General features: G+C 35.0%; 15 protein-coding genes. 10 read left to right on the top strand and 5 right to left on the bottom strand.

The genetic code is table 11. The annotated features are described in order from the left end of the window. Positions 1–27 precede the first annotated feature (27 nt). From IV57_RS09295 to IV57_RS09265, 7 genes are all read left to right on the top strand, one after another. Positions 28–441, top strand: coding sequence for a ComGF family competence protein (locus tag IV57_RS09295; protein ID WP_162261219.1), 414 nt, complete (start codon positions 28–30; stop codon positions 439–441). Positions 442–706: 265 nt separating this feature from the next. Further along, entirely contained in the window at positions 707–1,720 is a 1,014-nt protein-coding gene (locus tag IV57_RS09290) for a class I SAM-dependent methyltransferase (RefSeq protein WP_057881251.1), read from the top strand. A 10-nt stretch (positions 1,721–1,730) separates the two neighbouring features. Continuing rightward, entirely contained in the window at positions 1,731–2,927 is a 1,197-nt protein-coding gene (locus IV57_RS09285; protein ID WP_057881250.1) for an acetate/propionate family kinase, read from the top strand. 243 nt (positions 2,928–3,170) lie between these two features. Continuing rightward, positions 3,171–4,904 carry an oleate hydratase gene (locus IV57_RS09280; protein ID WP_420806325.1) on the top strand — a complete coding sequence of 578 codons (1,734 nt, stop codon included), beginning with the start codon at positions 3,171–3,173 and terminating at the stop codon, positions 4,902–4,904. Positions 4,905–5,189: 285 nt separating this feature from the next. Further along, the gene (adhE, locus tag IV57_RS09275) at positions 5,190–7,796 is read left to right on the top strand and encodes a bifunctional acetaldehyde-CoA/alcohol dehydrogenase (RefSeq protein ID WP_057881248.1); all 2,607 of its coding nucleotides are present in this window, start codon (positions 5,190–5,192) and stop codon (positions 7,794–7,796) included. 517 nt (positions 7,797–8,313) lie between these two features. Beyond that, positions 8,314–9,576 (top strand): MFS transporter, encoded by a 1,263-nt coding sequence (locus tag IV57_RS09270; protein ID WP_057881247.1) that lies wholly within the window; start codon positions 8,314–8,316, stop codon positions 9,574–9,576. Positions 9,577–9,642: 66 nt separating this feature from the next. Further along, a complete protein-coding gene (locus IV57_RS09265; protein WP_057881246.1) occupies positions 9,643–10,077 on the top strand; it encodes a hypothetical protein in 435 nt (144 codons plus the stop codon). Positions 10,078–10,136: 59 nt separating this feature from the next. On the opposite strand, the gene IV57_RS09260 is transcribed toward IV57_RS09265, so the two are convergent. From IV57_RS09260 to IV57_RS09245, 4 genes are all read right to left on the bottom strand, one after another. Further along, on the bottom strand, positions 10,137–11,000 hold the full coding sequence (locus IV57_RS09260; RefSeq protein WP_057881245.1) for an aldo/keto reductase: 864 nt from the start codon (positions 10,998–11,000) through the stop codon (positions 10,137–10,139). An 83-nt stretch (positions 11,001–11,083) separates the two neighbouring features. Beyond that, positions 11,084–11,329: a DUF3781 domain-containing protein gene (locus IV57_RS09255; protein ID WP_057881244.1), complete on the bottom strand. Its 246-nt coding sequence runs from the start codon at positions 11,327–11,329 to the stop codon at positions 11,084–11,086. 1 nt (position 11,330) lies between these two features. Then, a complete protein-coding gene (locus IV57_RS09250; RefSeq protein ID WP_057881243.1) occupies positions 11,331–12,194 on the bottom strand; it encodes a glycerophosphodiester phosphodiesterase in 864 nt (287 codons plus the stop codon). A gap of 95 nt (positions 12,195–12,289) precedes the next feature. Next, positions 12,290–12,535 (bottom strand): hypothetical protein, encoded by a 246-nt coding sequence (locus IV57_RS09245; protein WP_057881242.1) that lies wholly within the window; start codon positions 12,533–12,535, stop codon positions 12,290–12,292. A 139-nt stretch (positions 12,536–12,674) separates the two neighbouring features. Between IV57_RS09245 and IV57_RS13185 the strand changes: the two genes are divergently transcribed. After that, positions 12,675–12,833, top strand: coding sequence for a hypothetical protein (locus IV57_RS13185; RefSeq protein WP_157051941.1), 159 nt, complete (start codon positions 12,675–12,677; stop codon positions 12,831–12,833). Between the two features lie 70 nt (positions 12,834–12,903). Here the strand turns inward: IV57_RS13185 and IV57_RS09240 are convergent, their stop codons facing one another. Then, a complete protein-coding gene (locus IV57_RS09240) occupies positions 12,904–13,224 on the bottom strand; it encodes a DMT family transporter (protein ID WP_057881241.1) in 321 nt (106 codons plus the stop codon). 143 nt (positions 13,225–13,367) lie between these two features. On the opposite strand from IV57_RS09240, the gene IV57_RS09235 reads away from it, so the two are divergent. Next, positions 13,368–13,796, top strand: coding sequence for a GNAT family N-acetyltransferase (locus IV57_RS09235; RefSeq protein WP_057881240.1), 429 nt, complete (start codon positions 13,368–13,370; stop codon positions 13,794–13,796). A gap of 123 nt (positions 13,797–13,919) precedes the next feature. Then, entirely contained in the window at positions 13,920–15,266 is a 1,347-nt protein-coding gene (gene gdhA / locus IV57_RS09230) for an NADP-specific glutamate dehydrogenase (RefSeq protein ID WP_057881239.1), read from the top strand. Positions 15,267–16,048: the final 782 nt, after the last annotated feature.

Raw genomic sequence — 16,048 nt, 5'->3', positions numbered from 1 at the left:
TGGAAAAGTAAAAGAGCGGGTTTTATTTTGTATGAAGCGGTCGTGGCGTTAATAGTAACTATTATGACCTTAGGTATTTTGCAACAATCCCTACAGATACTTAAAAGAGTTCAAAATACGTCGTTTAGAGAACAGGTACGTTGGCACATCACGCAAGAAAAACTTCAGAGTTTGTTGGATGAAAATAAGGTAATTGATGTTAATGATCAACAGATACTTTATCTAAATCTTCAAACTAATAAGAAGTGGATGATAGAGAAATATGGTCCAATAGTTGGAGATAAAATGTTGCGTATCACAACCGCAGCAGATGGAGGACACGAACCGATTTTGACAAATTTACAAAAGATTAATATTGAAAAATTTCGAAACTTAGTTATCATTACAACAGTGAATAAAGCTGGTCAAAAATCAGAAATGTGTTTAACTTATGCATCCTAAATTGATAAAAAATAATTATAAACGTAGCGGGACAGTCTTGCTTAATAGTATATTATTATAAGCAGTAGCAATTATGATTATTGGATACAGTAATTCTTATATCAGCGAACAGATCAATGATTATCGGCAATTAGATAAGATATACAAGCAACAAATTAACAATTATATTAATAAAAGTAATAAAATGGAGTATTGGCAATTTAGGAATCCTTGAATAAAGTTGGTTCCCACGTTAAAATTTTACTATTAAGCAAAGAGGTTAACCATGTCAGAAAAAGATATGCAATCATATTTTGATAAATTAAACGAGGCTAATTCTTTATTGAAGAAGTCTTTGAGAGTAAGTAACATTGAGGCGCTTGCTGAAACATTGACTAATATTTCCGATGGTAAGGTTTATGTGGAGAACGATGTTCCAGATAAAGACACTGTTGCAAAGTTAGAAGTTATTTATAAAGGATTGAAAGATTTTAATTTGACTCCTTTACAATTAAAGCAGGCTATTACAGTTTCAATTATCAAGTCAGAAAAAGATGATAAGACCGAAGTTAACAAATTGATGACTCCGGATGCTATCGGTTTGATAGCAAGCTTAATTGCTTATGAGATACTAAATGTTCAAGATAAAAAGAGTGTGAACGTAGTTGATCCAACTGTTGGGTCAGGAAACTTGTTGGTCGAATTTATTGAACAATTGAATATGACTGACAAATTTAAGATTAATGCGGCAGCACTTGATAATGATGATGCGCTAGTTTCGTTGACCAAATCGTTTAGTGAAGTGATGAATCTGAATATCGATGCTTATCATCAAGACAGCGTTGCTGAGTGGGACATTACTGATATTGATATGGCCATTGCAGATTTACCGGTGGGTTATTATCCAGTTGATGAGAATGCTGCTAAGTTTAAAACTAAGGCAGACAAGGGTCACTCTTATGCACATCATTTGTTGATTGAACAAACAATGAATAATTTGAATGATGGTGGAATCGGTATATTTATTGTACCTTCACAGATTTTCCAAACAGATCAGGCAAAGAAATTATCCGAATGGATGGTTTCAAGTGTATACTTGCAAGCGGTATTGGATTTACCTACGACCTTGTTTGCATCGAAAGAAGCACAAAAAGCAATTGTCGTATTACAAAAGCACGGTGGTAAGGCTGAACAAGTTGGAAATGTTTTGATGGGCACAATACCAGATACTAATAATCCCAAAGCATTTGAAGGGTTTAAAGACCAGTTACAAGACTGGGCAAAAAATTTTAAAGGTTAGGTGAGATTAAATGTCTAAAATCATGGCCGTTAATTCTGGTAGCTCTACACTAAAGTGGAAACTCTATACAGTACCTGATGAAAAAGTTATTGCCAAGGGAATGGTAGACCGTTTAGGTTTGTCAGACTCTGTTTTTGAAGTTGAATTTGATGGTAAAAAGATTAGTGAGATGGGAGATATTCCTGATCATACGACAGCTGTTAACAAGATGCTCGATAAACTGATCGATTTAAAAATCATTGAAAGCTACGATGAAATTACTGGTGTTGGTCACCGAGTTGTTGCAGGTGGTAGTATCTTTAAGGATTCAGCTGTGGTGACACCTCGTGTCGTTCAACAGATCAGAAACCTTTCAGAATTTGCTCCGTTGCATAATCCTGGTCAGGCTGCTGGTATTGAAGCCTTTGAGAAGATACTTCCCGATGTACCTCAAGTAGCTGTTTTTGATACTTCATTCCATCAAACAATGGATCCGGTCAATTACTTGTATAGTATTCCTTATGAATATTATGAAAAATATGGTGTTCGTAAATTTGGTGCTCACGGAACTAGTCACAGATATGTTTCACAGGCGGCCGCAGATTTTCTACATAAACCATTGAATGACCTTAAAATCATTTCATGTCACTTGGGTAGTGGCGCTTCAATTGATGCAATCGAAGATGGTAAGTCTGTCGATACATCAATGGGCTTTACTCCTTTAGCCGGTATTACGATGAGTACTCGTTCTGGTGATATTGATCCTTCACTAGTGGCTTATTTAATGCAGAAGTTAAAGGTAACTGATCCAACCGAGATGGTTAAAATTTTGAATACTAAGTCAGGTTTACTAGGTATTTCTGGTGTTTCTCCAGATATGCGTGATTTACTTGCTACTAGGGATGAAAATGATCGTTCCGATTTGGCCATTAAGATTTATGAAAACCGAATCATCAAATATATTGGTTCATACATTGCTTTACTTGCTGGGGCTGACGTGTTAATTTTTACTGCTGGTACAGGAGCTAAGAATGCAGAAATTAGAGCTGATATTGCCAATAGTTTTAATTATATGGGTATAAAAATTGATAAGGACGCTAATGAACAAGGTCAGGGAACTCGCGTAATCAGTACTCAGGATTCAACCGTTCAAGTAATGGTTGTTCCAACTGATGAAGAATTAATGATTGTTCGTGATGTGATTCGTTTAACTAAATACAGTGATTAATATAAGGGAGTCAAAACAAATTATTTTGTTTTAACTCTTTTTTTGTATTCGCTCATAGTTGTTTTACGTAAAAGATTGATTAACTAAAAAATAGTGGGGAGTAATTTTGATTTAACGAAAATCATGTTGTCTTAAAGCTTGGCATTCGTTGAAGACGACGTTATATCACTAAAGCTGCTAACCAAAAATTAGATTGGATTTGTTGAGAATACTGTATTGAAAGCCTTTACTTTTCTTGCCGAACTGCTATATTTAGAGTGTATAGAAGAAATAGTAAGATTCGAATGGAGGTCAATTATTATGACAAGAAAAGCCTACATGATTGGTACCGGTATTGGGAACTTAGCTGCTGGTATCTATTTAATTCGTGATGGTGGATTCAACGGTGAGCAAATCACTATGATGGGTCTAGAAACTCACGGGGCAAATGATGGTGCTTTGACCAAAGATTATGAAAATGAATATAGTAATCAAGCACTATCAAATAATAAAGGGTATCTAGCCAAGGGTGGCCGTATGTTGAACGAAGAAACATATGAAAACCTTTGGGACTTATTGCGTTCAGTACCATCTTTGGATCACCCAGGTCAAACAGTGACTGATGATATTTTGAATTTTGATCACGCACATCCAACACACGATGTTGGTCGTTTGATTGATCAAGATGGACCACGTAACAAACCTAATAAAGATAATTACAAACACATGCAGTTTACTAATAAAGAACGTTACTTGCTAAGCAAATTAATGTTGATGCCTGAAAAGGATGAAGAAACACTCAATAACATTAGTATTGCTGAATGGTTCAGTAGTACACCTCATTTCTTTACAAGTAACTTCTGGTACATGTGGCAAACAACTTTTGCTTTCAAACGTTCAAGTTCAGTTATGGAATTACGTCGTTACATGAACCGAATGATTCTTGAATTTAGTCGTATCAATACTCTTGAAGGTGTTACAAGAACACCATATAACCAATACGAAAGTATCATATTACCAATGCGTAAGTATTTGGAAGACCGTGGCGTAACCTTTATCAATAATCGTAAAGTTACTGATTTGGAATTTAAAGACACACCACTTCAAGATGATATTATCGTGACTGGTCTCAAGTATGAAGAAGTTGATAATGACAACAAAGAGGGACATATCGATATCGAAGAAAATGATCTTGTCTTTGATACTAATGGTTCAATTACTGATAGTTCATCAATCGGTGATTACGACACTCCAGTTAAAGAAAATATGGAATATGCTCCAAGTGCTATGCTTTGGAAGAAGGCTGCTGAGAAGTTCTATTCATTAGGAAATCCTGATAAGTTCTTCAATGATCGTAACCAAAGTGAATGGATGAGTTTTACCGTTACAACTAGTGATCACTACTTAGTTAACGAAATTGCTCGTATCACTCAACAAGAACCAGGTAATGCGTTGAACACATGGATCGATAGTACTTCATTGATGTCACTTGTTGTTCACCACCAACCACATTTCAAGGAACAAAAACCTAACGAATCAGTCTTCTGGGGTTACTTCATGTATCCAAGAAGAAATGGCGATTATGTTCAAAAACCAATCATCGAAATGACTGGTAAAGAAATGTTGGAAGAATTCCTTGGTCACTTAGCTGCCGTTGATCCAAGTAAAGATGGCATTGCTAACCACAAGGAAGAAATCATGAACAGTATTGTCAATGTCATTCCTGTTCACATGCCATATGCTAGTGCTTTGTTCAATCAAAGAGCTGTTGGTGATCGTCCTGATGTTGTACCAGAACACAGTAAGAACTTGGCCTTTATCAGTCAATTTGCTGAACAACCATTTGACATGGTCTTTACGGAACAATATTCATTCCGTGCTGCACAACGTGCAGTTTACACATTCTTGAATATTCCATTGTCAGAAATGACACCAATGCACCATTATGAAAAAGATCCTAAAGTAATGGCACGTGCTACTAGAACAATGTTTAGATAAAAAAATAATTCACAAACTAGGGCTGAAATTCAATTCAGCTCTTTTTTTGTGAATTCAAAAAGTCTGTATTAGCATAGTTTGTGAAGAAAATTTCACAATTAAATTAATATATTTTTGATGTGAAATTATTTTAAGCATCATGGTGATGGTTCTACGTGTTGATATATCAACGTGAATACGTTTACATTGACTATTTAGATTAAAACTCTTGAAGATAATTTGCACAGTGATAATATAAAACGTGAATTAGTTAACAAATATAGTTTCAATCTTGGAGGTAATCAGATGGTTAAAGTTTCCAAAGATACAAAGGTTGATGAAAAAGAAGATGTAAAACCAGTTATTGATGCTATGGTCGCTAAAGCTCATAAGGCTTTAGATATCATGGATGGTTTTACTCAAGAACAAGTGGATCACATTGTTCACCAAATGGCTATTGCTGGTTTAAATGCTAGTTTTGAATTAGCAAAATTGGCTTATCAGGAAACTGGTCGTGGACTAGTTGAAGATAAAGTTATTAAGAATATGTATGCTACCGAAGAAATTTGGCACTCAATCAAACGTGATAAAACAGTCGGAATTATTGAAGATGACAAAGAACATCGTTTGATTAAAGTTGCTGAGCCACTTGGTGTTTTAGCCGGTGTTACACCTGTTACCAATCCAACTTCAACAGCAATGTTCAAGTCATTGATTGCCTTGAAGACACGTAACCCAATTATCTTTGGTTTCCATCCCCAAGCTCAAAAATGTTCAGTCGCTGCTGCAAAAGTTATGTTAAAGGCTGCGGTTGATGCTGGTGCTCCTGAAGGAGTTATCCAATGGGTCGAAAAACCAAGTATTGAAGCAACAACTTACTTGATCAACAACGAAGGCGTTGCTAGTGTCTTGGCTACTGGTGGTCCTGCCATGGTCAAAGCTGCTTATTCAACTGGCAAACCTGCTTTGGGTGTTGGTCCTGGTAATGGTCCCGCTTATATCGAAAAAACAGCTAATATCAAACGTGCTGTTAACGATATCGTTTTATCAAAGACTTTTGATAATGGTATGATCTGTGCCGCTGAAAATAGTGCCATTGTTGATGCTGATATTTATGATGATGTTAAAGCTCTATTAGAAAAGAATAAAGTTTACTTTATCAAAAAAGCTGATCACAAGAAGTTGGCCGATGCTATGTTTAGACCACAAGGTGGGGTCAAAGGTCCTATCGCTGGTCAATCAGCTCTTAATATTGCTAAACTTGCTGGTATCAAAGTTCCTGACGATACTAAGGTCCTTGGTGTTGAAATTACTGGTGTTGGTCCTGACGAACCATTGTCAGCCGAAAAACTTTCACCAGTCTTGTCAGTTTATAAAGTTGCTGGACACAAAGAAGGCTTCGAAAAAGCTGACGAATTGCTTCACTTTGGTGGCCTAGGTCACACCGTTGGTATCCACACAATGGATGAAGATTTAGCTACTGAATTTGGTATCAAGATGAAAGCTAGTCGTGTATTAGTTAATACTCCTGCTGCTATTGGTGGTATTGGTAATCTTTACAACGAAATGATTCCATCACTTACTCTTGGAACTGGTTCATGGGGGAAGAATTCTATTTCTCATAACGTATCTTCATTTGATTTGCTTAATATTAAGACAATCGCTAAACGGAGAAATAATATGCAATGGATTAAACAGCCAAGAGTTTACTATGAAAAGACTTCAGTTCGTTACCTCGAAGATCTTGAAGATATGAAACGTGCCTTGATTGTCTGTGATCCAGTTATGGTTCAATTAGGTTACGTTGATACAATTACTGATGAATTAAAACGTAGTAAGGTTCATGTTGAATATTCAATGTTCTCAGACGTTGATAATATTGTAACTACCGAAGTTGTTAAACGTGGTGTTACTCAAATGAACTTGTTCAAACCTGATACAATTATTGCTTTAGGTGGCGGTACAACCATGGATGCTGCCAAAGATATGTGGTTGTTCTACGAGCATCCAGATGTTGATTTATTTGGTGCTAAACAAGGATTTGTTGACATTAGAAAACGTGCCTACAAGTTCCCTAAGCCAGAAAAAGCTCAATTTGTTGCCATTCCAACAACCTTTGGTACCGGCGCTGAAGTTACACCATTCAGTTCAATCATCGATACCAAGACTGGTGAAAAGTACCCAATCGCTGATTATGCTTTAACACCTGATATTGCTATCATTGATTCACAATTTGTTGAAACAATGCCAAAAGACATCATGGCTGAATCAGGAATGGATGTTTTGAACAATGCGGTTGAATCATTTGTTGCCAATATGGCTTCAGATTACACCAGACCATATGCACTTCAAGCAATCAAACTAGTCTTTGACAACTTAGATAAAGCTGTCAACGGTGACAAAGATGCCCAAGCAGAAATGCACAACGCTTCAACACTTGCTGGAATGTCATTTGGTAATGCCTTTGCTGGTGTTGGCCATTCAATCACTGATGTTTTGACAAATGCTTATGGAATCAGACATGGTCTTGCATCAATCATTGCTTTACCACAAGTAATCAACTACAACTTCGAACAACCTACTAAGATCACTATGTGGCCTAAGTACGAAAGTTTCAGAGCTGATTCAGATTACGCCGCTATTGCCAGTTATGTTGGTTTAACAGGTAAGGATGAAAGAGCTTTGAAAGATGCCTTAGTTAAGAAGATTGTTGATCTTGCTCACAGCGTTGGTATCAAGTTGAGCTTGAAGGATAACTTCATTGATAAGAAAGACTTTGATGAAAGACTTGATTCATTATCAGAAGCAGCCTTTGGTGATCAATTCTCATTCACTAACCCTAAAGAACCATTAATCTCAGAATTAAAACAAGTATTGGAAAATGCTTACGTCGGAAAAGGAATCGAAAAATAAAGAGCAGGACATAACATGGTTAGCTCTCAAATTAAAACAAACAAGCCTCGGTAATCGTATTATGATTACTGAGGCTTGTTTGTTTTGAGCGGAAAGAGCCTTTATGTTCAGCGTTTACGCTGCAAATTTGAGTAAAAAAATAGTTATGTTCCAAATCTGTTTTTTTATTTCACAGAAAATTTGACTGATTTTAAAAAATGTTGTGTTAAAAATGTACTCCATAATGTATATCAGCTTAGAAGGCCGGTAGTTAAGAAAAACTCAACTATTACTTATTACACAGGATATTTAATAATTGAATTGATATTTTTTTAAATCTATACTCACAGTAATCTAAGGGAGAATAGAAATATACCTCTAACTTAGAAATTACATATGGACTGTAATGATAATAAAAAAATTATGAGATAGTCTAGATATATTTATCAATTTTTATTCAATTATTGCCATAAAAAGAAAATCATGATTACGATATACTTATTTTGTGCTCAATATATTCCAATAAGGAGTGATTATTTTGAAAATCACGAAAGAACAATGGAGTTGGATCTTTTATGATTGGGCCAATTCTGGATATGCAATCATTGTAACAACAGCTGTTCTGCCAGTTTATTTCAAATCCATCGCTCAAGGAAATGGGATTTCTAATGCTGGATCAACAGCCATTTGGGGCTATGCTAATAGTTTTGGAACACTGTTAGTTTCATTGTTAGCACCATTTTTGGGAGCGATGGCAGATTATCCACATTTTAAAAAACGCTTATTGAATCTTTTTTGTTGGTTAGCGATGATCATGACTGTTGGATTGGCGTTGGTTCCAGCCCAGCAGTGGCAGTTGTTGTTAGTGATTTATACGTTATCAAATATTGGCTTTTCAGCAAGTAATCTTTTCTATGATAGTTTTTTGATCGATGTAGCCAGTGATGAGGAAATGAATAAGATTTCTACGCATGGCTATGGTTATGGATATTTAGGCGGAGTGATCTCCTTTGCGTTATTTTTGATACTACAATTAACAGGTGGTTTCGGAATGTTGGATGGGGCTGGAATTGCTCGAAGTAGTTTTGTTCTTTCCGCTATTTGGTGGTTGATATTTTGGATACCAATCAATAAAAATGTTCATCAAAAATATTCACTTAAACCAGAGTCAACACCAATTGTGGATGGTATCAGGCGGGTATTTGCAACGATTCATCATATCAAACAATATAAAAAAGTGGCCTGGTTTTTAGTAGCATATTTTTTCTATATTGATGGAGTCGATACCATATTTACAATGGCCACTGCAATTGGAATGGATATAGGCATTAAAACGAATGAGCTGATGATTATCATGTTAGTTGTTCAATTGATTGCTTTTCCATTCTCAATTTTCTTTGGTTGGCTAGCTGATAAAACTTCAACTCGTAAAGGAATTATTTTAGGAATTATGGTTTATTTTATTATTTGTTTGTACGCGTTAAACTTAAAAACTAGTCGTGATTTTTGGATCCTAGCCATTTTAGATGGAACCAGTCAAGGTGGATTGCAAGCATTGAGCAGATCTTATTTTGGCAAAATCATTCCTAAAGATTCTGGTAGTGAATTTTATGGGTTTTATAATATACTAGGAAAATTCTCAGCTGTTATGGGACCCTTTATTGTAGCAGTTGTAACTCAAATGACTGGCAGATCAACTATTGGGGCAGCATCATTGAGCGGATTATTTTTGATTGGTCTATTGATTTTTATCTTCTTGCCTAAACTGTCTGGTCAAAATCAAGACAACTTAGCAGCGTGAAATCTATTTTTGATTTAAAATAATAATAGTAACAAAGTATAGCTTCACGAAAGCGAGGTAGTGCCGATGTTATCAACTATTGACAGAGCATCAGAGATATTGAGTGATGACACTGTAACGATATTTGAGATTCACAATGCTACTGGTATTAGCGAAAAAGCAATTAAGGAAGCTAGAGCTGCTAAGGATATTCCCAAAGTTGTTAATGATATGAAGTATTCGGAAGTATTGGCCTTAGAGGATTTATTTAATACGATTCAAATTGATTTTATTAATAGTCAAAATGATAATGATTTTTACAAATTTGTCGTTAGAATAGGTGAATGGTTTGAAGAATCAATTGATATTCAAACTGATTATTATGAATCTGATGAAGGAATGGACGATGACCTAATGGTTGCCACCGCCATCCAAACTTTAAATGATATCTCGACAAAGGATAAGTCATTAATGTTGGATCTGTATTTCAGTTATTCTAGGGATGAACAAAATATGAAATAAAGAAATAAGACTGATATTAGCGTAAAAGCTATATCAGTCTTATTTTAATTTAATGAAAGTTATTCTTGTCTAGCATGATGATACATATTAGTAGCTGAATCTGACATATCATTTAGAGTTGCCATATCTTCATCGGAAATGACGAAATCTAGTTTAGCATTGTCTAAAATGTGTTCTTTGTGAGTTGCCTTAGGAAGTGGTAAAGCACCATTTTGAACAATGAATTGGATAGCTAATTGGGCCACACTGGCTTTATATTTGTCAGCAATTCTTTGAACAGTTGGATTGCTTAACATTCTACCAGTTGCGAGTGGTGAATAAGCTTCAACTAAAATATCGTTATCTTTGGCAAAATGTGAAATTTTAGGTTCAGTATAACCAACATAGTATTGAATTTGATCAACAGCAGGTGTGACTTTAGCAGTTGACATTAAACTTGTTAGATCATGAACGTTAAAGTTTGAAACACCGATTGATTTAACTTTACCAGTTGCTAAGATTTCTTCCATAGCTTTCCAAATTTCTTGGTTAGCCTTGTCCCATTTTTCAACAGTTCCAGAAGTTGAAGACATTTCATTCCATGGGAATGGAGCGTGGATCAAGTATAAATCAAGATAGTCGATGTCTAAATTATTGAAGGTTTCTTCAAAATCATGTTTGGCACCTTCGTAAGTTTTTGTTTCACCAGGTAATTTAGAAGTTACATAAATTTGGTCACGAGCAATTCCAGAATCACGTACGGCTTGGCCGACTTCTTTTTCATTGCCATAAGCTAGGGCTGTATCGATATGACGATAACCAGCTTCCAAAGCATCAAGCACAGATTGACGAGTTTTTGAGGCAGGCATTTGCCATGTACCAAAAGCTACTTTGGGAATTTTAATACCATTGTTTAAAGTATAAGTTTCATTTAGTTTAGTCATTAAGTTACCTCTCTCATTTGATAAGCTCATTGTATAACTTAGAGTATACTGTAAGGCAAATATTTACTCCGGATATAATATGATTATTTTCGATTAGCCGTAATTAATCGGAAGTTGTAGGAATTGATGACTAATTCAATATCTTTATTTTGGAGATAATAATTTTTGCCTTCCTTAATGATCGTAGTTTCAGGATCAATAATGATTTTGTTGACCAGATTCTTGATATCAGCAATTGACATATTTACCACTAATTTTTTAGTGACGCGTCCAAAAACTAACGGTGTATAACAAACTTTTTCTAAAAATTCTTCGCGAGTTGGTATCATATTATTTCCACTTATTAATTAATTGAGAAGTCTCTTTAGTGTTATTGGTGAAGACACTATCCAGCTTCAATGTATTCAGGGCATCGTAATTATCATTATAGGTATTCAAAACCCAACCATTAGTTTTGAAACCATTTTTATGAGTTAATTTAACTAATTTTGGTGTCCATTGATCCAACTTAATAGAAATAAACTTAATATAACGGGGAGCGTTTTCGATTTGTTCACTGTATTGACGTTCGGTTACGGAATCCAGTAACCATAGAGTAGGGACGCTCTTGAGTGATTTGTGGAGAGTTTCGATACCAGGTAAACTTTCGTCTTGAAAAATAACATTGTTGGTCATTTTATGCTTTTTTAACTCTTTAACTAAAATTTTTTCAGTGTCAGTATTGTCGCCGGCATTCTTTTTTGTTTCGATAATATAGTGAACTTTTTTACCATAACGATTAAAGACATCTTTTAATTGATGAATTTTTTCACCGTTGTGTAATTTTACCTTACTGATCTTGGCAGCGGTTGAAGTAGAGATTGTTACGTTGTGACCAGTTGATTTCTTCAAGTTATCATCATGTGCGACAAATAATTTGTTATCCTTGCTGAGCCAAACGTCTTGTTCAATGTATTGACTGCCATCTTTGATAGCTTGATTGTAACCACTAAAGGAATGGTCAGGATTATTATAAGGACTGCCACGATGTGAAAAGATGATCGGTGATTCTGGTGCGGCGTGATTAACGCTTTGACTGATTGATGTTAGATTCTTAGCTTTGGGTGCGGCCGCAGCGGAAACAGTTGTCAGCGATAGTGGCAAACTAATTAAGATAGTTAATAAGAGAAATAGGACTGTTAACTTTTTTTTCATAGATAAATATCCCCTTAATTGAATAGATTCATTCATAGTTTACTCGCGAAAAAGGTGCCACCGCAAATTAATGTCGTGACACCTTAAATTAATAATTAAAATTTAAATTGATGATTCTTTGGTAACACTTGTTTCAAAGCCATTTGTTTGGTCTTTTCACGTTCTATTTTTAACTTTTTTTGTAATTGACGATTTCTCCAAAAACCATAAGCCGAAACAGCGAACGGGATTGTGGTAATAAGAAGTGAGGTAGGAATCAACCAGGGATTTTCACGTAAAAGCGCCATCTTTTCCTCATTATATTCCTTCATATCTTGATGTATATCTTCAGGTGTCAACATAATATCGCATCCTTTCAATAGTGACTAAATCATATCCTAAAATGAAACCGATGTCATTAATTGTGAGAAATAAATAAATTAACTTTCAATCGATTTGTTAAGATAGTTATATAAGTAATTTAATTGAAGAAGAATACTAATGAAAAGATATCAAACTTTTAAATTATTCCAATTGCGGGAAATTGCCCAACATAATTTGCCAGGAATCATCACTAAAGTTATGACGATGTTATTTTTCAGCTGGGGGATTGCGGCAGTGGAAATGATGAAACATAAGAATAATCGAAGTCATTATTGACGTTTGACTAGTTTAATTGCCAAAATGATCGTTTGTCTGATCGTTGGTGGATATTATATCTTCGTGATGCTTAACTGCCAGAAGTTATTTTGATACCGATAATACCGATTAAAAGTAAGGCTACAAAGACCCAAGTCAGTGGAGATAATTTATCTCCAAAGAGAATCACCCCAACGATGATCGAACCGACAGCTCCGATACCAGTCCAAACGGGGTAGGCTAAACTCATTGGCAATTTTTTGACAGCCAGAGCTAAGAAAAACATGCTCAAAAATAAACCGATAACAGTGTAAATGGCAAAGTTGATTTTGGTAAAACCGTGGCTGAGCTTCATGGTTGTAGCCCAAACCACTTCAAATAGTCCTGCAATAACTAAATAGATCCAATCCATAGAAATTTCCTCCAAAAAAATAAGTACCCTTAGCAATTCCTTCATTGGCCTAATGGAATTGGTAAGAGTACTTTTGTATTTGACACCCGGCGGTGTTTATTAATATCAGGTTATTCTAGCAAATAAAAAGGTGGTTGGCAAACATGATTCGAAAAATGAATTTAAATGAACTTGAAAAAGTCGGTCAGATTTGGCTTAATGGCAATTTGGAAGCTCATGATTTTATTGATAGAAGTTATTGGAAAAAACATCTGACTGAGGTTAAGCAACAATTTTTACAAGCTGAAATTTATGTTTACGTTGATAATCAAATCAAAGGTTTCACTGGTTTGAAAGATGATTACATTGCAGGAATATTCGTCGATAAAAATTTTCGTAATCAAGGTATTGGGAAACAATTATTAGATTATTTGAAGAAAAGTCACAATCAATTAACACTAGATGTTTATGAAAAGAACTTTCGAGCTCGAAAATTTTATGAAGACAATGGATTTAACGTCAGCTTAATGGATGTTGATTTAGAGAATAATGAGAAAGAATATCATTTACTTTGGCAAAAAAGTGATTGTTAAAATACTATTGATTTGTTTCTAATATAAAGTTGTCTTAATTTAGGATATAATAATGACAATCTAGTTATTTAATCGGTTAATTTAAATATATGGATGAATCTTTTTAAAAAGGTAGGTATTTTTATGGCAGATGTTGAAGCTTATATCAAAGATCTAAAAGAAACTATTATTAAACGAGATCCGAATCAATCAGAATTTCAAGAAGCTGTTTTTACCGTCTTAGAGAGTTTAAAACCTGTTTTAGAAAAGCATCCAGAATATATTAAAACAAATATTTTGGGTTCACTAGTTGAACCTGAACGTGTCTTTCAATTTCGAATTCCTTGGCAAGATGATGCTGGAAACTACCGAATCAACCGTGGATTCCGTGTCCAATTCAATTCTGCTATTGGACCATATAAGGGTGGCTTGAGATTACATCCCAGTGTTAACTTGAGTATTGTTAAATTCTTAGGTTTTGAACAAATCTTGAAGAATAGTTTAACTGGACTACCAATTGGCGGTGGTAAAGGTGGAGCTGATTTTGATCCTAAGGGAAAATCAGATTTAGAGATTATGCGTTTTTGCCAAAGCTTCATGACTGAACTTCAAAAATATATTGGACCAAATCTAGATGTCCCAGCTGGTGATATTGGTGTTGGTGGACGTGAAATTGGCTATTTATACGGTCAATACAAACGTTTGAACGGTTCACAAAGTGGTATTTTAACGGGTAAAGGTTTGGAATATGGTGGATCTTTAGCCAGAACTGAAGCTACTGGTTTTGGTTTGATTTATTTCTTAGATGCCTTAATTAAAGACCAAAAAGATTCCTTGAAGAGTAAAACCATTAAGATCTCCGGCGCTGGAAATGTAGCAATTTATGCTTTACAAAAAGCTCAAGAAAATGGTGCTAAAGTTGTAACCGTATCTGATTCCAATGGTTATATTTATGACCCAAATGGAATTGATTTGGCAACTGTAAAACAGATCAAAGAAGTTGAACGTGGACGTATCAAAGAATATGCTGATAAAATCAGTACTGCTAAGTATTTTGAAGGTTCGGTTTGGGACTTAGATATCGATTATGATATTGCTTTACCATGTGCCACTCAAAATGAAATCAACGAAGACCAAGCTCAATTGATGGTCAAAAATGGTGTTAAGTATATTGCTGAGGGTGCTAATATGCCAAGCAGTACCAAAGCAATTAAAGTTTATAAAGATAACCAAATTATTTATGGACCTGCCAAAGCCGCTAATGCTGGTGGAGTTGCTGTTTCGGCTCTAGAAATGAGTCAAAACAGTGAACGTCTTTCATGGAACTTTGAAGATGTTGATCACCAATTGAAGGGCATTATGGAAAATATCTACAAACAAATATCTGATGCTGATAAAGAATATGACTTAGGTAAAGATTATCAAGCCGGTGCTAATATTGCCGGATTTGAAAAAGTTGCTAAAGCAATGTTAGCTCAAGGTTTAGTTTAGATATTGGTTTATATTAACAATAAAAAAATCCGTATCAAATGATGCAGGTTCTGTTCTCTGAAGTTCGGTTAGAGCGTAAGTTAACAGAGTTATTATTATGATGCCGCTCTCCGCAAGAAAGAAAAAATTGGCTGGAACATAGCGGGCACAACTTGAAGCCTCTTGTATCAAGAGTCTTCAAGCTTGGCCTTTTACTAATCCGGCAAATACCGCCGAATAAGTAAAACTTCGCTATTGAGCCATTTTTTCTTCCTTGCTCCGAGCTAGTTGGTGTTTTCTATACTATGTATATAATTGAAGACCTTTTTTATATTACTGACTTTAACTGGATATTTAGTATTAAGATGTATCTTTCTAAGAATAAGCAAAAGCCCGTATTGACTGAAATATGGCTCTTACTCAAGTTCGGTTATTAAGTGGGCTACATCTCCAAATAAATAAATCACACTATATTATTTATGACTTCTCAATTAAGAGATTCACAATAATATGGTGTGATTTTTATCTTAAATTAATAACGATCAACCAGTTATCTAGTCTGGAACAACAAAGCCGATTGGCTCAGCAGTAAAATCATTCTTAGCAATTTATTGCTTAGAATGAGGTCGAGCTTGAAGACGATGTGAATTTCATCGGCTTCAAGTTGACCTACTGCGTTCCAGCCAAATCGGCTTTGTTGTGGAAGACGGAATTTTTAACTAAATATCAGAAAGAACTGAAATATCAGTTAATACAGGCTTTTTGAGTTTAAAATATGTTTTTTCATTGACGAAAATAAACAA

This window comes from Companilactobacillus kimchiensis, from assembly GCF_001438805.1.
Taxonomy (GTDB): domain Bacteria; phylum Bacillota; class Bacilli; order Lactobacillales; family Lactobacillaceae; genus Companilactobacillus; species Companilactobacillus kimchiensis.
This window is presented reverse-complemented; position numbering and strand designations above follow the sequence as displayed.